The sequence below is a fragment of the Pseudomonas sp. TREG-RG-20F-10-E-6-01 genome, from assembly GCF_022662455.1.
Taxonomy (GTDB): domain Bacteria; phylum Pseudomonadota; class Gammaproteobacteria; order Pseudomonadales; family Pseudomonadaceae; genus Aquipseudomonas.
In genome coordinates, this window is record NZ_JAKNQP010000001.1 from 365,569 (window position 1) to 383,517 (window position 17,949).

Sequence of the window (17,949 nt, forward strand, 5' to 3'; positions counted from 1 at the left end):
CGATTCACTCATAACGTAAGGCCTGTGCTGGCTGGGTACGTGCCGCGCGCCAGGCTGGATACAGGGTGGCAAGGAAGCTCAATACCAACGCGGCGCCGCCTACCATCAACACGTCCTGGGCCTGAACCTGGGACGGCAAGTAGTCGATGAAGTAGACGTCGGCGTTGAGAAACTTGTGACCGATGACTTTTTCCAGCGCAGCAATGGCGGCGCTGACGTTCAGCGCGGCCAGGATGCCGACCGCGGTGCCGATCAAGGTGCCAACCACGCCGATCACGGTGCCCTGCACCATGAAGATCGCCATGATCTGCCCCGACGTGGCGCCCAGGGTACGCAGGATGGCGATGTCGCCTTTCTTGTCGTTCACCACCATCACCAGCGTGGAAATGATGTTGAACGCGGCCACGGCGACGATCAGCAGCAACAGCAGGCCGATCATGGCTTTTTCCATGCGGATGGCCTGGTAGAGGTTGCCGTGGGTGCGGGTCCAGTCGCGGGCGTAATACTGGGATTCACCCAGGTGCTGGGCGATTTCCCAAGCGCCGCGCGGGGCGTCGAACAGGTCGTTGAATTTGAGGCGCAGGCCCTGCACCTGATCCGGCTTCCAGCGATGCAGGCGCGCCAGGTCGGTGAGGTTGGTCAGGCCGAGGTAGCCATCGATCTCGCCGGCGCCGACGTGGAAGGTGCCGACCACGGTGAAGCGCTTCATGCGCGGGAACATGCCGGCCGGGGTCACGGTGACTTCCGGGGCGACAAACGTCAGCTTGTCGCCGACACCCACACCGAGCTTGGCCGCCGCCTTGTCGCCGATCACGATGCCGAAGCTGCCGGGCGCCAGGTCGTCGAGTTTGCCCTGCAACATGAACTTGTCGATGATCGACACGTTACGTTCCTGGGCCGGGTCGATGCCATTGAGCAGGATTTTCTGCACCTTGCCGTCGTTGGTCAGCAACCCCTGCATCTGGGTAAACGGCGCAACGGCCACCACCTTGGGGTTCTGCTTGACCTTGTCGGCAAGGCTCGGCCAGTCGCTGATGGGCGAATCGCCCTCGATGGTCGCGTGGGGCACCATGCCCAGCACGCGGGTGCGCATCTCATGATCGAAGCCGTTCATCACCGACAGCACCACGATCATCACGACCACGCCCAAGGCGAGCCCGATCATCGAGGTCAGGGAAATGAACGACACAAAATGATTGCGACGCTTTGCACGGGTATAACGCGTGCCGATAAATACGAAGAGAGGTCTGAACATGTCGGGGCTTGTTCGGAGGAAAAGAAGACGTCCCGGTGGCGGGGTCAGGTAAGCAGCTTTACACTCAGACCATTACCGCTACTTTGGGTTCGCCATGTCGACATTAGATGAAGAAGAGCGCCGCGAATACTACCGTATCGACGACATGATCGCACTTCAAATCAGCACCCTCTCTGCCCCCGAAGCGGCGAGCAAGGAAGTGTTGCTGGATGATTCGCCGCTGTTCAACCTGCTCAGCGAATTGCACCTCAGCGAATTCGAAGCCCAGCACCTGCTGCGCCAGATCAGCGAGAAAGATCGCAGCCTGGCCGCCTTCCTCAAAGTCCAGAACAAACGCGTGGACCTGCTCAGTCAGATCATGGCGCGCGGCCTGCTCGATGAGGTGGGCGCGCCGCAGCCGGTGATCCTTTCCGAAGGCGGTATCGACTTCCAGCACCCAACGCCGCTGGCGCCCGACACGCACCTGGCGGTCAAGCTGGTATTGATGCCCCAGGCGCTCGGCTTGCTGCTGCGTGCCCGCGTGACGCATTGCGACGCCAAGGGCGACGGCTTTGACGTGGGCACGGAATTCGAATCGATGACCGATGCCCAACGCCAATTGCTGGCGCGCTACATCCTGCAGAAACAAGCTCAGGAACGACGCCTGGCGCGGGAACAAAGCGACGCCCAAGACACCTGAATCTCGTATGACCCCGCCGGGCTATCTGGCGCAAAGGAGCAACTGTGACCCTGATTTATGGCCACCGCGGTGCCAAAGGCGAAGCACCGGAAAACACCCTGACCAGCTTTCAGGAGTGCCTCAAGCACGGCGTACGCCGCTGCGAACTGGATTTGCACCTGTCCATGGACGGCGAGTTGATGGTCATCCACGACCCGACCCTCAAACGCACCACCGACCGGCGCGGCAAAGTCGTCGAGTATTCGGCAGCCGACCTTGTGAAGATGGACGCGCGCAAAGGCGGCCCGGGTTGGGTCAGCCCCTGCCCGATCCCACGCCTTGAAGAGTTGTTCGAAAAATGCGACTTCGATCACTGGCAGCTCGAAGTCAAAAGCGCTTCGCGCACCCGCGCCGCGACGACCGTACTGGCAATTCGTGAGATGGCTGTGCGTCATGGCCTGATGGACAAGGTGACCGTGACCTCAAGTTCGCGGGAAGTCTTGAAAGCGGCGGTTGAACTCACCCCGGACCTGTCACGCGGCCTGGTCGCCGAATACGCCTGGCTCGACCCGCTGAAGGTCGCGCAAAACTACGGCTGTGAATACCTGGCATTGAACTGGACGCTGTGCACCCCCGAGCGTCTGGAAAAAGCCCAGCGCCAGGGTTTGCACGTGTCCGTGTGGACGGTCAACGAACCGGCGCTGATGCGCAGGCTCGCTGACTTCGGCGTAGATAGCCTGATTACAGACTTTCCCGGTTTGGCCACTGCCACCCTCGAGAATTACTGAAATCGGTCTCCCCGGCCGGCTCAGGCCACCGGCCGGAGCCGCTCAAAAAAGCCGGTTGAGGCCGTCGTAGGCCGCTACCCGATAGGCTTCGGCCATGGTCGGGTAGTTGAACGTGGTGTTCACAAAGTACTTGAGGGTATTTTGCTCACCCGGCTGGTTCATGATGGCCTGGCCGATGTGCACGATCTCCGAGGCCTGGTAGCCGAAGCAATGCACGCCGAGGACTTCCAGGGTCTCGCGGTGGAACAGGATCTTGAGCATGCCTTGGGGCTCACCGGCGATCTGCGCACGCGCCATGCTCTTGAAGAACGCCTTGCCAACTTCGTAAGGCACCTTGGCCTTGGTCAGTTCGTGCTCGTTCTTGCCGATCGAGCTGATCTCCGGAATCGTGTAGATACCGGTCGGCACGTCGTTCACATAGCGCCAGCTGCCGTTATCGACAATGCTGCCGGCCGCTGAACGGCCCTGGTCATGCGCGGCACTGGCCAGGCTTGGCCAGCCGATCACGTCACCGGCGCCATAGATGTTGGTCACGCAGGTGCGGTAGTTCTCGTCGACTTCGATCTGGCCACGGCTGTTGACCTTCACGCCGATGTTTTCCATGCCCAGCTTGTCGGTGTTGCCGGTACGGCCGTTGCACCACAGCAAGGCGTCGGCCTTGATCTTCTTGCCGGACTTGAGGTGCAGGATCACACCGTTGTCCAGGCCTTCGACCCGCTCGTACTCTTCGTTGTGGCGCACGGTGATGTTGTTGTTGCTGAAGTGGTAGCTCAACGCCTGGGAAATTTCCGAGTCGAGGAAGCTCAGCAACTGGTCGCGGTTATCCACCAGCTCCACCAATACACCCAGGCCGCTGAAGATCGAGGCGTATTCACAGCCGATCACGCCGGCGCCGTAGATGATCAATTTGCGCGGGGTGTGGCCCAGGCTCAGGATGGTGTCGCTATCGTAGATACGCGGGTGGTGGAAATCGATATCGGCCGGGCGATACGGGCGCGAACCGGTGGCGATGATGATGTGCTTGGCCACCAGCTTCTCGACCACGCCGTTGGCGCAGACCACTTCGACGGTTTGCTCGTCGGCAAAGCTGCCGGTGCCGAAGAACAGGTCGACGCGGTTACGGGCGTAGTAGCCGGTGCGCGACGCGACTTGCTTGGAGATGACTTTTTCGGCGCTTTTCAATACGTCCGGGAACGAGAACCAGCGCGGCTCACCAATGGCCCGGAACATCGGGTTGGTGTTGAACTGCATGATCTGGCGCACCGAGTGACGCAAGGCCTTGGACGGGATGGTACCCAGGTGGGTGCAGTTACCGCCGACCTGGCGACGGCTATCGACCATCGCCACCTTGCGCCCAGCTTTGGCGGCGTTCATCGCCGCACCTTCTCCAGCCGGGCCGGAACCCAGTACCACCACGTCGTAGTTGTAGACAGCCATGCGTACTCCTCAGAACAGGCCAGGCGTACGGTTGGACGCCTGGCTAAATCATGCCGCGGCCAGCGGGCATGAAGGACAATTTGGCTCAAGTGTGTGAGCCGGGGCACAGTCTATAGAAGGCTCAACGCCGCGAACATTAACCCTTGGTCGCGTCGTAGGCCAGTCTTGCCTTAACTACAGAACCCGCAAATTGCAATTAGACTGCTGACACGCACCGTTTGCAGGAAGAGCCATTATGCGGCATGTCGTTTTCTGTTTATTGCTGATTTTCTGCGTGGCAGTGCAGGCCAGTGAGGCGGAGCGTCTGAAGCAGGCCGGTTTTGCTGCGCAATCTCATGACCTGGTGCTGAAAAACCAGGCGGTGCTGGTGTATCTCTGGGCGGATGTGTATGCGGCAGCGGTGTATGCCCCCGCCGATACCAGTGCGAGAGCCGCCTGGGATCAGCAAAAGAATCTGCGCCTGGCGCTGTATTACTTTCGCGACATCGACCGTAGCGACGTGATCAAGGCGGCCACCACGACCCTGGAGCGCCAGCACAGCAGCGCCACCCTCGCCCGCTTGAAGCCCGAACTGGATCGGCTGCACGCGAGCTTCCGCGATATCCGCAGTGGCGATCGGTATGCCCTCGACGTTCGACCTGGCCGTGGGTTGAATCTGGAGATCAACGACAAGGTGGTGTTCAGCAGCCGCGATGAGGAATTGGCAAAAGCCTATCTCGGCATTTGGCTGGCGCCGAAGGGCTTGTCGGATAGCCTGCGTAAATCCCTCCTCAACTGATCAACACAAAATCCTGTGGGAGCTGGCTTGCCAGCTCCCACAGTGATTTTTACCCGCCAAGACACCTGCGCATTTAGTCAGCTTGCTATCGGTTTCTATTGCCGGTAGTGGCTAATACACATATGGTTACAAAAGCGCAGCAAGGACGAGTGATGACCAGGGATCACTAATAAGATAGCCAAAATGAGTGCATGACATGTCCACTACCACGGGCAAAGGCAGGGCGATTTTTCGCGTTGTCAGCGGCAACTTCCTCGAGATGTTCGACTTCATGGTCTACGGCTTCTACGCCACGGCCATTGCCAAAACCTTCTTTCCCACCGACAGCGCCTTCGCCTCGCTGATGCTGTCCCTGGCGACCTTCGGCGCCGGCTTCCTGATGCGGCCTTTGGGCGCGATCTTCCTCGGCGCCTACATCGACCGCCACGGCCGTAAGAAAGGCCTGGTCATCACCCTGGCCATGATGGCCGCCGGCACCGTCCTCATCGCTTGCGTCCCTGGCTATGCCACCCTGGGCGTGGCGGCGCCGTTGCTGGTGCTGTTTGGTCGCTTGCTGCAAGGTTTCTCCGCCGGCGTCGAGCTGGGCGGTGTGTCGGTGTACCTGGCGGAAATCGCCACACCCGGGCGCAAAGGCTTCTTCGTCAGTTGGCAGTCCGCCAGCCAGCAAGCCGCGGTGGTGTTCGCCGGGTTGCTCGGCGTGGGCCTGAACCACTGGCTCAGCCCGCAGGAGATGGGCGACTGGGGCTGGCGCGTGCCGTTCCTGATCGGCTGCCTGATCGTGCCGGTGATCTTCGTGATTCGCCGCTCGCTGGAAGAAACCCCTGAGTTCCAGGCACGTAAACACCGCCCTACCCTGCAGGAAATTGTGCGCTCGATCGGTCAGAACTTCGGCATCGTCATCGCCGGCATGGCGCTGGTGGTGATGACCACCGTGTCGTTCTACCTGATCACCGCCTACACCCCGACTTTCGGCAAGGCCGAGCTGCACCTGTCGGACTTCGACGCGTTGCTGGTGACCGTGTGCGTGGGCATCTCCAATTTCATCTGGCTGCCGGTGATGGGCGCGGTGTCCGACAAGATCGGACGCAAACCCCTGCTGCTCGGCGCGACGATTCTGGCGATTCTTACCGCGTATCCGGCGTTGTCGTGGCTGGTGGCCAATCCGAGCTTCAGCCATCTGCTGATCGTGCTGCTGTGGTTGTCGTTCCTGTATGGCTCGTACAACGGTGCGATGGTGGTGGCGCTTACCGAGATCATGCCGGTGGAAGTGCGCACTACCGGGTTTTCCCTGGCCTACAGCCTGGCGACGGCGACCTTTGGTGGGTTTACGCCGGCGGCCTGCACTTATTTGATTCATGTGCTGGATAACAAGGCCGCGCCTGGGATCTGGCTCAGTGGTGCGGCGATACTCGGCTTGATCGCTACATTGATACTGTTCAAGGGCAATCGGCATGAACTGCGCACTGCGCAGGCTTCGGTGGTTGGCGGCGCCTGATAGACCGCTATCGCAGGCAAGCCAGCTCCCACCTTTGACTGTATTCACACGTCAACACTGTGGGAGCCGGGCTTGCCCGCGATGAGGCCCGAACATTCACCACAAAAACAGCAGCCATAAAAAAGCCCCGAACCAGTCGGGGCTTTTTCATTGACCGCTAATGCTTAGCGCGGGAACGCAGGCGGGTTAACCCCAGCCATGTCTTCCATCACGCGAACCACTTGGCAGCTGTAACCGAACTCGTTGTCGTACCAGACGTACAGCACAACGCGGTTGTCCTGGGTGATGGTCGCCTCGGCATCCACCACACCGGCGTGGCGCGAGCCCACGAAGTCGGTCGACACCACTTCCTGCGAATTAACGAAGTCGATCTGCTTATGCAGGTCCGAGTGCAGCGCCATGTAGCGCAGGTACTCGTTCATTTCTTCACGGGTAGCGGCTTTCTCAAGGTTCAGGTTGAGAATGGCCATCGACACGTTCGGCGTCGGCACGCGGATCGCGTTACCGGTCAGCTTGCCGGCCAGCTCAGGCAGGGCCTTGGCAGCAGCGGTGGCAGCACCGGTCTCGGTGATGACCATGTTCAACGCGGCGCTACGGCCACGGCGATCGCCTTTGTGGAAGTTGTCGATCAGGTTCTGGTCGTTGGTGTACGAGTGAACGGTTTCAACGTGACCGTTAACGATGCCGAACTTGTCATTCACAGCCTTCAGCACCGGCACGATGGCGTTGGTGGTGCAGGAAGCAGCCGACACGATCTTGTCCTCAGCGGTGATTTCGCCGTGGTTGATACCGTGAACGATGTTCTTCAGCTTGCCTTTGCCAGGCGCCGTCAGCACAACGCGGTCGATACCCGGGCAGGCCAGGTGTTGGCCCAGGCCCTCGGCATCACGCCATACGCCGGTGTTGTCTACCAGCAGGGCGTCCTTGATGCCGTACTGGGTGTAATCCACCTCAGACGGGTTCTTCGCGTAGATCACCTGGATCAGGTTACCGTTGGCGGTGATGGTGTTGTTTTCTTCGTCGATGACGATGGTGCCGTTGAACGGACCGTGTACCGAGTCGCGGCGCAGCAGGCTGGCGCGTTTGGTCAGGTCGTTCTCGGCGCCTTTGCGCACAACGATAGCGCGCAGGCGCAGGCCGTCGCCGCCACCGGTTTTTTCGATCAGGATGCGCGCCAGCAGGCGGCCGATACGGCCAAAGCCGTACAGCACAACGTCGGTGCCTTTGCGGGCAGCGGCGTTTTGCTGGCCAACCACATCGGCCATTTCTTCACGCACGAACTGCTCGGCGGTGCGGCCAGCGCCTTCTTTGCGGAATTTGTAAGCCAACTTGCCCAGGTCTACCGAGGCCGCGCCGAGCTTGAGCTCGCTCATGGCTTTAAGCAGAGGGAATGTTTCGTGGACGGAGAGTTCGCTGTCGTCGGCGGAACGATGGCGAGCAAAGCGATGCGCCTTGAGAATCGCGATGACTGATTGGTTGATCAGGCTGCGGCCATAGATCGAGCTCACCACATTGTTATTGCGGTACAGCTGACCGATAAGCGGAATCATCGCTTCAGCGAGTGCTTCACGGTCGATCCATTCACCAAGACACTGGTCGGGCTTCTGAGTCACGGGAACCTTCCACATGTAGGGGCAGAAAAAAGGGGCTACATTATGTCGTCCGACCGGCCGTTGAGCAATGCGCCAACCACAACAAAAAGCGCTTGCAAAAAAACACCACCCCGCTACAGCCCAGTAAATACGCGGGTTCCAGAAGGCCACCAATGGCGCCGCGCCGCCAACTTGTCCGTAACCCTCCGAAACATCCGCACTTTTTGGCACTACATATTGAGTCAAAACCCACCATTGTTTGTCTTAGCCACTACATTTCCTGCAAACCGTAATAGGCTCAGTCAGCAACTGACAGGCGGCACCTCGGGCCGTTACAATTACCGACTTTGTCGCAACGCTTGGAGCTCAACCTTCCGTGCCCGTTCTGCGTCTACCGATTCTCCCTGCCGCGGCAGGTAAACAGCACTGGGGCAACCTGCCCGGTGCCGCCCTGAGCCTGGCCATCGCCGAGGCTGCCAGCGCAGCCAAGCGCTTTACCCTGCTGCTCACCGCCGACAGCCAAAGCGCCGAGCGACTGGAGCAGGAGCTGAGCTTCTTCGCCCCCGATTTGCCGGTGCTGCACTTTCCCGACTGGGAAACCCTGCCTTACGACCTGTTTTCGCCGCACCAGGACATCATTTCCCAGCGCATCGCCAGCCTGTACCGCTTGCCGGAACTGGCCCACGGCGTACTGGTGGTGCCGATCACCACGGCCCTGCATCGCCTGGCGCCGACCAAGTTTCTGCTGGGCAGCAGCCTGGTGCTGGATATCGGCCAGAAACTCGACGTGGAACAGATGCGCACGCGCCTGGAAGCCAGCGGCTACCGCTGCGTCGACACGGTGTACGAACACGGCGAGTTCGCCGTGCGCGGCGCGCTGATCGACCTGTTCCCGATGGGCAGCAAACTGCCGTACCGCATCGACCTGTTCGACGACGAAATCGAGACACTGCGCACCTTCGACCCGGAGAACCAGCGCTCGATTGATAAAGTCGAGTCGATCAAGCTGCTGCCGGCGCGGGAATTCCCACTGCAAAAAGACGCCGTCACACGCTTCAAGGCGCGCTTTCGCGAACGCTTCGACGTGGACTTCCGCCGCTGCCCGATCTTTCAGGACCTGAGCAGCGGGATTACACCGGCCGGTATCGAGTACTACCTGCCGCTGTTCTTTGACGAAACCTCCACCCTGTTCGATTACCTGCCTCAGGACACTCAGGTGTTCTCGCTGCCAGGCATTGAGCAGGCGGCGGAAAACTTCTGGAACGATGTGCGCAATCGCTATGAAGAGCGCCGCGTCGATCCATCGCGGCCTTTATTGCCGCCAGCCGAGCTGTTTCTGCCGGTGGAAGACTGCTTCGCCCGCTTGAAAAACTGGCCGCGCGTCGTCGCCAGCCAACAGGACGTGGACGCCGGCAGCGGCCGCGAGCGCTTCCCGGCGAGCACACTGCCGGACCTGGCGATCCAGGCCAAAGCCACGCAGCCGCTGGAAGCGTTATCCAACTTCCTCGGCGACTTCCCCGGCCGCGTGCTGTTTACCGCCGAATCCGCCGGCCGTCGCGAAGTGCTGCTGGAACTGCTGGAACGCCTGAAGCTGCGCCCGAAAACCGTCGACAGCTGGCCGGACTTTGTTAAGAGCAAAGACCGCCTGGCGATCACCATCGCGCCGCTGGATGAAGGTTTGTTGCTGGATGACCCAGCCTTGGCGCTGATCGCCGAGAGCCCGCTGTTCGGCCAGCGCGTGATGCAGCGCCGCCGCCGTGAAAAACGCGCCGACATCAACAACGACGCAGTGATCAAGAACCTGACCGAGCTGCGCGAAGGCGCGCCGGTGGTGCATATCGACCACGGCGTAGGCCGCTACCTCGGGCTGCAAACCCTGGAGATCGATAACCAGGCCGCCGAATTCCTCACCATGGAATACGCCGAGGGCGCCAAGCTTTACGTGCCGGTGGCCAGCCTGCACCTGATCGCGCGCTACACCGGCAGCGACGACGCACTGGCGCCGTTGCACCGCCTGGGCTCCGAGACCTGGCAGAAAGCCAAGCGCAAAGCCGCCGAACAGGTGCGCGACGTCGCCGCCGAATTGCTCGACATCTATGCACGCCGCGCAGCCCGCGAAGGTTATGCCTTCGCCGACCCGAAAGCCGACTACGCCACCTTCAGCGCCGGCTTTGCGTTTGAAGAAACCCCGGACCAGCAAACCACCATCGAAGCCGTGCGCGCCGACATGCTCGCGCCCAAGCCGATGGACCGCCTGGTGTGCGGCGACGTGGGCTTCGGCAAAACCGAAGTGGCCATGCGCGCCGCCTTTATTGCCGTGCATGGCGGCAAGCAGGTGGCGATTCTGGTGCCGACCACCCTGCTCGCCCAACAACACTACAACAGCTTCCGCGACCGCTTTGCCGACTGGCCGGTGAGCGTGGAAGTGATGAGCCGCTTCAAGTCCGCCAAGGAAGTGAATGCCGCCGTCGCCGACTTGGCCGAAGGCAAGATCGATATCGTGATCGGCACCCACAAGCTGCTGTCGGACGATGTGAAGATCAAAAACCTCGGTTTGGTGATCATCGACGAAGAGCACCGCTTCGGAGTGCGTCAGAAAGAACAGCTGAAGAACCTGCGCAGCGAAGTCGACATCCTCACCCTCACCGCCACGCCGATTCCGCGCACGCTGAACATGGCCGTGTCGGGCATGCGTGACCTGTCGATCATCGCCACGCCGCCGGCACGTCGCCTGTCGGTGCGCACCTTCGTGATGGAACAGAACAAAAGCACGGTCAAGGAAGCGCTGTTGCGTGAACTGCTGCGCGGCGGCCAGGTGTACTACCTGCACAATGACGTCAAAACCATCGAGAAATGCGCCGCCGACCTCGCCGAACTGGTGCCCGAAGCCCGCATCGCGATTGGCCACGGGCAGATGCGCGAACGCGAACTCGAACAGGTGATGAGTGACTTCTACCACAAGCGCTTCAACGTGCTGATCGCCTCGACCATCATCGAGACCGGCATCGACGTGCCGAGCGCCAACACCATCATCATCGAGCGCGCAGACAAGTTCGGCCTGGCGCAGCTGCACCAGTTGCGCGGCCGCGTCGGGCGCAGTCACCACCAGGCCTATGCCTACTTGCTGACGCCGCCGCGCCAGCAGATTACCTCCGACGCCGAAAAGCGCCTGGAGGCGATCGCCAACACCCAGGACCTGGGTGCCGGTTTTGTGCTGGCCACCAACGACCTGGAAATCCGTGGCGCCGGCGAGCTGCTCGGCGACGGCCAGAGCGGGCAGATCCAGGCCGTCGGTTTCACCCTCTATATGGAAATGCTTGAGCGCGCGGTAAAAGCCATCCGCAAGGGCGAACAACCGAACCTCGATCAACCCTTGGGTGGCGGCCCGGAAATTAACCTGCGCTTGCCGGCATTGATTCCCGAAGACTACCTGCCGGATGTGCACGCGCGGCTGATTCTGTACAAGCGCATCGCCTCGGCCACCGACGAAGAAGGTCTCAAGGACCTGCAGGTGGAGATGATCGACCGCTTCGGCCTGTTGCCGGAACCGACCAAAAACCTGGTGCGCCTGACCCTGCTCAAATTGCAGGCCGAGCAATTGGGCATCAAGAAGGTCGACGCCGGGCCGCAAGGCGGGCGTATCGAGTTCGAAGCGCAAACGCCGGTGGACCCACTGGTGCTGATCAAGCTGATTGAGGGCCAGCCCAACCGCTACAAGTTCGAAGGGGCTACGCTGTTCAAGTTCATGGTGCCAATGGAACGTGCCGAAGAACGCTTTAATACATTAGAGGCGCTGTTTGAGCGCCTCATCCCGAAATCTGCTTGAAGGACGCCCCAATGCGCCTGTTCCGCATTTTGAGCTTGTTGTTGGTGGTCGTTGCTCCTTCGGCGTTTGCCGACAGCCCCTATCTGGTGGAAATGATTCTGGTGCGCCAGAACGCCGAGCCGGTGATCAATAGCCGCGCGGCGCCAGAAAATTGGGACGCCGGGGCACCACGGCTGCCGGCGGACAAAATCAGCCCGCCGCGGCTGGGCAATATCGTCGACAAGCTCAGTGCCGACACCGGTTACACGGTGCTGCTGCACCGGGCCTGGGACCAGAACCTGGGCGAGCAGCCGGTGAAGCTGGCCATCAGCGATGGCCAGGAGCAGTTTGGCCAGTTTCCCATCGAAGGCACGCTGAACCTGCAACTGGGGCGCTTTACCGATATCGACGCAGACTTCTGGATCAACCAGTTCGACGCCAACGGCAGCGTCATCGCCAGCGAACACCTGAGCCAGCAAGGCGTGCGCACCAAGAACAACCAGCTCAACTACCTGGACGGCGGCCACTTGGCCCTGCTTATCAAGATCACCTCGCTGACCGCCAAACCACCCAGCGCACCACCGCCCGACGCTCAGGACTGATCCAGCGCCATGCCCCTGACATCGTCACTGACCAAACCCCTGGCCCCTTCGTGGGCCAATCGCTTTAAAGAGCAAAGCCTTGAGCGCGGGCGCCGCTACGCCCTGGAAAACCGCGTGCGTATCGTCGAGTCCGGCGACAGCACCATTGTTGCCAGCTGCGAAGGCTCGGCCGGCAACGTTTACCGGCAGACCATCTCGCTGCGCGAATCGGCCAAGGGCATGCTGATTCTGGTGGACAGCCGCTGCACGTGCCCGGTGCACACCAACTGCAAACACATCGCGGCGGTGCTGCTCAAGGTCCAGGAAACCCTGGCTTATCCGGCGGCTGCGCAAGATGCCGAGCTGCTGGAAAAACTTCAGGCCGTGCTGGATAACCGCGTGGTGCTGCCGCAGGTGGTGATGGAGGATGTGCGACCGGTGCCGCGCCTGTGGCTGGCGAGTGTCGAGTTCAGCGCGTTTGAACCGCGCAATGGCAAAATGCAGCGTTACATCCAGCACCGTGCGGCGTTGTCGTTCAACTACCTGGGCAACTATGTCAGCGGGCAAAAAAATGCCGACATCGTGGTGCGCCAGGAAACCCAGAGCCTGCGCATCAAGCGCCATCCGGAGCTGGAGCAGCCGTACCGCGAGCAACTGCGCCTGCTCGGCTTCAAGATCGCCACGCGCCAGAGCAAGGCATTGCCGGAAAGCGCCGGCGAATTGTTCGAGATGGTCAACGACAGTGCGTGGCTGAACTTCACCCTCAACGCCTCGCCGACCTTGCGCGCCGAGGGCTGGGAGTTGCAGATCGATGAGGATTTCGGTTTCGACTTGAGCGCCGTCGACGACTGGTACGCCACCGTCGATGAAGGCCCGGAACGCGACTGGTTTGACCTGGAGCTGGGCATCATCGTTAACGGCGAGCGCCTGAGCCTGCTGCCGATTCTGTTGAACCTGATGCGCTCGCACACCGAGATCCTCAACCCGGAAAAGCTCGCCCGGCGCCGCGATGACGAGCTGATCCTGGTGAACATCCCCGGCCTGCCCAACGGCCACGGGCCGCTGCAAGTGGCGCTGCCCTACGGCCGCTTGAAACCGGTGCTGGCCACCCTTGGCGAGTTTTACCTGCAGGAATCGGGCACCACCACCTTGCGCCTGGCCAAGGCCGATGCGATTCGCCTCAACCCGCTGGAAGACCTGCCGCTGCAATGGGAAGGCGGCGAGAAGATCCGCAATTTCGCCCAGCGCCTGCGCGACATCAAGGACTTCACCTGCATGGCGCCCGAAGGCTTGAACGCGACACTGCGCCCGTATCAACTGGAAGGCTTGAGTTGGATGCAGTCGCTGCGCCAACTCGACGTGGGCGGGATTCTTGCGGATGACATGGGCCTGGGCAAAACCCTACAGACCCTGGCACATATCCTCAGTGAAAAAATCGCCGGGCGCCTGGATCGGCCGTGCATGGTGGTGATGCCTACCAGCCTGATCCCGAACTGGCTCGACGAAGCCGCGCACTTTACGCCGCAACTCAAGGTAGTGGCGCTGTATGGCGCGACACGCAAAAAGCACTTCGCCAACCTGCAGGACTACGACTTGCTGCTGACGACTTATGCGCTGCTGCCCAAAGACATCGAGCAACTCGCCGCCCTGCCCTTGCACGTGCTGATCCTCGACGAAGCCCAGTACATCAAGAACCCCAACAGCAAGGCCGCTCAGGCCGCGCGCGAGCTCAATGCGCGTCAGCGCCTGTGCCTGAGTGGCACACCGCTGGAAAACCACTTGGGTGAGCTGTGGTCGCTGTTCCACTTCCTGCTGCCGGGCTGGCTGGGCGACGTAAAAAGCTTCAACCGCGATTACCGCGTGCCCATTGAAAAGCGCGCCAGTGATGTACGACTGCAGCACCTCAACGGTCGGATCAAACCCTTCCTGCTGCGCCGTACCAAGGAACAGGTGGCCACGGAATTGCCGCCCAAGACCGAGATCATCCACTGGGTCGATCTCAACGAAGCCCAGCGTGATGTGTACGAAACCATGCGCCTGGCCATGGACAAGAAGGTGCGCGACGAAATCACCCGCAAGGGCGTGGCGCGTAGCCAGATCATTATTCTTGAAGCGCTGCTCAAGTTGCGCCAGGTGTGCTGCGACCTGCGCCTGGTCAACGACGCCGCCCTGCCCGCGCGCGGCAGCAGCTCGGGCAAGCTCGACAGCCTGATGGAAATGCTCGAAGAGCTGTTTGCCGAAGGACGCCGGATTCTGCTGTTCTCGCAGTTCACTTCGATGCTGAGCCTGATCGAAGTCGAACTGAAAAAGCGCGGCGTGGCCTACGCACTGCTGACCGGCCAGACCCGCGACCGCCGCACACCGGTGAAGGATTTCCAGAGCGGCAAGTTGCAGATTTTTCTGATCAGCTTGAAGGCTGGCGGTGTGGGCTTGAACCTTACAGAAGCCGATACGGTGATCCACTATGACCCGTGGTGGAACCCGGCCACAGAGAACCAGGCGACTGACCGCGCGTATCGCATCGGTCAAGAGAAGCCGGTGTTCGTCTATAAAATGATTGCGCGGGGCACGGTGGAGGAGAAAATCCAACACCTGCAAAAGGAAAAGTCCGACCTGGCGGCGGGCGTACTGGATGGGCGTACGACGGGAGATTGGCAGCTGGGCAACGAGGATATCGAGGCGTTGTTTGCGCCGTTGCCCAATAAGCAAGAGAAGCGCTGACCTTCAGATTGCTATCGCGGGCAAGCCCGCTCCCACATTCTGATGTGTGAATACATTCAAGTGTGGGAGCTGGCTTGCCTGCGATAGGCGCACCACGGTTTTCAGCCGATCAATTGAGCATCCCGCAACGCGGTAAGCGCCGCCAGCCAACGCGGATCCTGCTTATAGTCCGTCGAAGCAATCGCCTGCCCACGCATCCGCGCAATCCGCGCCGAAGGCGTAACCTTCATGCGCTGCGCCGCCGTCAGCGCCAGCTCGGCGGCCGCACGATCGTTGCACACCAAGCCCATGTCGCAACCGGCGGTCAGCGCCGCTTCGATCCGGCTGGCCGCATCACCGACCACATGCGCCCCGGCCATGGACAGGTCATCACTGAAAATCACCCCATCGAACTGCAACTCGCCACGCAGGATGTCCTGCAACCAGCGCCGCGAGAAACCAGCCGGCTGGGCATCCACCTGCGGATAGATGACGTGTGCGGGCATGACGGCGGCCAATTGCTTGCTCAGCCGTGCGAAAGGCACCAGGTCATTTGCGCGAATCTGTTCCAGGCTACGCTCGTCATTGGGAATGGCGACGTGGGAATCGGCCTCAGCCCAGCCGTGGCCCGGAAAGTGTTTACCGGTGGCGGCCATGCCCGCGCTGTTCATGCCGCGAATGAAGGCACCGGCAAGCACGGCGGCGCGCTCGGGGTCGCCTTCAAACGAGCGGGTGCCGACCACGGCGCTGCGCTGGTAATCCAAATCCAGTACCGGGGCGAAGCTCAGGTCAAGGCCAACCGCCAGTACTTCTGTGGCCATGATCCAGCCGCACTGCTCGGCCAGGTATTCGGCATTCGGCTTATCCGCCAACAAACGCATGGCCGGCAGACGCACAAAGCCCTGGCGCAGGCGCTGCACGCGCCCGCCTTCCTGGTCAACGGCCAGCAGCAGGCCGGGACGCACGGCACGGATCGACGCGCTCAACTCGCGCACCTGACGTGGGTGCTCGATGTTGCGCGCGAAAATGATCAGGCCGCCCACTTCAGGCTGACGCAACAGGTGACGATCCTCGGCCGTCAGCCAGGTACCGGCCACATCAACCATCAAAGAACCTTGCAGGGCAGCAGTCATAAACCTTCCTTAAATAACGCACACAACCCGTTGCCCTCACCTGGCGCGATAAGCGCAGTGAGCACAACGGGTTGCGAGTAAATAGCTGAAATCGGCATGGCGGCTAGCTTAGCGGATGCAAGCGGCCGCGCACACCCGGGGCAATCACGCCTTGGCGACGGCTGGCGTGGATTTGCTGCGTGGGCGCAACTGCGCGGCCGCCATGGCCTGGTCGGTCACACCGGTTTCGGCGCGCATGCCGGCGGCAAGGAACGGCACCATCAGGCGCATCACTTGTTCGATGGAGGTGTTCACACCGAAATCGGTCTCGGCAATTGCGCGCAAGGCTTTGATCCCGGACATGCTGAACGCCGCAGCACCGAGCATGAAGTGCACGCGCCAGAAGAGTTCGATCGGCGGAATACGCGGCGCGGCTTCGTTGACCAGCAGCATGTAGCGACGGAACACCTTGCCGTACATGTCTTCCAGATAACGCCGCAAGTGGCCCTGGCTCTGGCTGAACGCCAGGCCGAGCAAACGCATGAAGATCGACAGGTCATTGCCGCTGCGTGGTTGAACCACCAGCGCTTGCTCAACCAGAATTTCCAGCAGGTCTTCCAGGCTCGGCTTGTTATCAGGCTTGGTCTGGCGGCGCTCCAGCTCACGGTCGAGGCTGGCGCAGAACGGCCCCAGAAAGCGCGAAAACACCGCCTGGATCAGGGCTTTCTTTGAGCCGAAATGGTAATTCACTGCGGCAAGGTTAACCCCAGCCTTGCTGGTGATCAGCCGCAATGAAGTTTCAGCAAATCCTTTTTCCGCGAACAATTGCTCGGCAGCATCGAGAATGCGTTCAACGGTTTCCGACTGGGCCATGGCTACTCCGCCTGACAAACACTTGTTTGAAACATACGTTTCAGGGTGTGTCTTGTCAAGCCTGCGAGTCCGTTTTCCGGCCGGGCAGTCATCTATTTAACCGCTATTTAATCACATCCTTCCTGGTCTGTAGGCAGCGCTGTTTCTGCCTTGTAGGACGGATGACGAATGACCGTCCAGCGGTGTGCTCAAAAAGGATGATTGCCAAGCGCAGTTCACTGTATATAATCCCAGTCACTGTATAAAAAGACAGAGCGATCAACATGCTAAAACTGACGCCACGCCAAGCTGAGATTCTGGCTTTTATCAAGCGCTGCCTCGATGACAACGGCTACCCGCCGACACGAGCAGAAATTGCGCTGGAGCTGGGGTTCAAGTCCCCAAACGCTGCTGAAGAACACCTCAAGGCCCTCGCTCGCAAAGGCGCGATCGAGATGACCCCAGGAGCTTCTCGCGGTATTCGCATCCCTGGTTTTGAAGCCAAGGCCGACGAATCGACCCTGCCGATCATTGGCCGCGTCGCCGCCGGTGCGCCGATTCTGGCGCAACAGCACGTCGAGGAATCCTGCAACATCAACCCGACCTTCTTCCATCCGCGCGCCGACTACCTGTTGCGTGTACACGGCATGAGTATGAAGGACGTGGGCATTTTCGACGGCGATCTGCTGGCCGTCCACACCACCCGTGAAGCCCGTAATGGCCAGATCGTCGTTGCGCGTATCGGCGATGAAGTCACCGTCAAACGCTTCAAGCGCGAAGGCAGTAAGGTCTGGCTGATGGCCGAAAACCCTGAGTTCGCCCCGATTGAAGTGAACCTGAAAGATCAGGATCTGGTGATCGAAGGCTTGAGCGTCGGCGTCATTCGCCGCTAAAGG

General features: G+C 60.8%; 13 protein-coding genes. 8 read left to right on the top strand and 5 right to left on the bottom strand.

Translation table 11 applies throughout. From position 1 onward, the window contains the following. Positions 1-4: 4 nt before the first annotated feature. Complete coding sequence (locus L8K08_RS01795; RefSeq protein ID WP_242193938.1) at positions 5-1,255, bottom strand: lipoprotein-releasing ABC transporter permease subunit; 1,251 nt, start codon at positions 1,253-1,255, stop codon at positions 5-7. A 94-nt stretch (positions 1,256-1,349) separates the two neighbouring features. On the opposite strand from L8K08_RS01795, the gene L8K08_RS01800 reads away from it, so the two are divergent. Then, on the top strand, positions 1,350-1,934 hold the full coding sequence (locus L8K08_RS01800) for a PilZ domain-containing protein (RefSeq protein WP_242193941.1): 585 nt from the start codon (positions 1,350-1,352) through the stop codon (positions 1,932-1,934). Positions 1,935-1,978: 44 nt separating this feature from the next. After that, a complete protein-coding gene (locus tag L8K08_RS01805; RefSeq protein ID WP_106576925.1) occupies positions 1,979-2,701 on the top strand; it encodes a glycerophosphodiester phosphodiesterase family protein in 723 nt (240 codons plus the stop codon). 42 nt (positions 2,702-2,743) lie between these two features. On the opposite strand, the gene sthA is transcribed toward L8K08_RS01805, so the two are convergent. Continuing rightward, positions 2,744-4,138 (bottom strand): Si-specific NAD(P)(+) transhydrogenase, encoded by a 1,395-nt coding sequence (gene sthA, locus L8K08_RS01810; protein ID WP_005786183.1) that lies wholly within the window; start codon positions 4,136-4,138, stop codon positions 2,744-2,746. Between the two features lie 235 nt (positions 4,139-4,373). Here sthA and L8K08_RS01815 point away from each other — a divergent pair, with 235 nt between their 5' ends. After that, positions 4,374-4,916, top strand: coding sequence for a chalcone isomerase family protein (locus tag L8K08_RS01815; RefSeq protein WP_242193943.1), 543 nt, complete (start codon positions 4,374-4,376; stop codon positions 4,914-4,916). A 196-nt stretch (positions 4,917-5,112) separates the two neighbouring features. After that, complete coding sequence (locus L8K08_RS01820) at positions 5,113-6,411, top strand: MFS transporter (protein ID WP_145163047.1); 1,299 nt, start codon at positions 5,113-5,115, stop codon at positions 6,409-6,411. Between the two features lie 164 nt (positions 6,412-6,575). Here the strand turns inward: L8K08_RS01820 and L8K08_RS01825 are convergent, their stop codons facing one another. Then, positions 6,576-8,039 carry a glyceraldehyde-3-phosphate dehydrogenase gene (locus tag L8K08_RS01825; protein WP_242193946.1) on the bottom strand — a complete coding sequence of 488 codons (1,464 nt, stop codon included), beginning with the start codon at positions 8,037-8,039 and terminating at the stop codon, positions 6,576-6,578. A 340-nt stretch (positions 8,040-8,379) separates the two neighbouring features. Between L8K08_RS01825 and mfd the strand changes: the two genes are divergently transcribed. Genes mfd through L8K08_RS01840 form a run of 3 tightly spaced genes read left to right on the top strand, consistent with a single transcriptional unit; the run spans position 8,380 to position 15,110 of the window. Then, the gene (gene mfd, locus L8K08_RS01830; protein ID WP_242193949.1) at positions 8,380-11,829 is read left to right on the top strand and encodes a transcription-repair coupling factor; all 3,450 of its coding nucleotides are present in this window, start codon (positions 8,380-8,382) and stop codon (positions 11,827-11,829) included. 11 nt (positions 11,830-11,840) lie between these two features. Continuing rightward, positions 11,841-12,410 (top strand): CsiV family protein, encoded by a 570-nt coding sequence (locus L8K08_RS01835; protein ID WP_124416717.1) that lies wholly within the window; start codon positions 11,841-11,843, stop codon positions 12,408-12,410. A gap of 9 nt (positions 12,411-12,419) precedes the next feature. Next, entirely contained in the window at positions 12,420-15,110 is a 2,691-nt protein-coding gene (locus tag L8K08_RS01840; RefSeq protein ID WP_242193952.1) for a DEAD/DEAH box helicase, read from the top strand. Positions 15,111-15,211: 101 nt separating this feature from the next. On the opposite strand, the gene nagZ is transcribed toward L8K08_RS01840, so the two are convergent. Continuing rightward, complete coding sequence (gene nagZ, locus L8K08_RS01845; protein WP_242193955.1) at positions 15,212-16,222, bottom strand: beta-N-acetylhexosaminidase; 1,011 nt, start codon at positions 16,220-16,222, stop codon at positions 15,212-15,214. Between the two features lie 144 nt (positions 16,223-16,366). Next, positions 16,367-17,074, bottom strand: a complete 708-nt coding sequence (locus L8K08_RS01850) for a TetR/AcrR family transcriptional regulator (protein ID WP_106576932.1) — start codon at positions 17,072-17,074, stop codon at positions 16,367-16,369. A 263-nt stretch (positions 17,075-17,337) separates the two neighbouring features. Here L8K08_RS01850 and lexA point away from each other — a divergent pair, with 263 nt between their 5' ends. Then, on the top strand, positions 17,338-17,946 hold the full coding sequence (gene lexA / locus L8K08_RS01855) for a transcriptional repressor LexA (RefSeq protein ID WP_017137423.1): 609 nt from the start codon (positions 17,338-17,340) through the stop codon (positions 17,944-17,946). Positions 17,947-17,949: the final 3 nt, after the last annotated feature.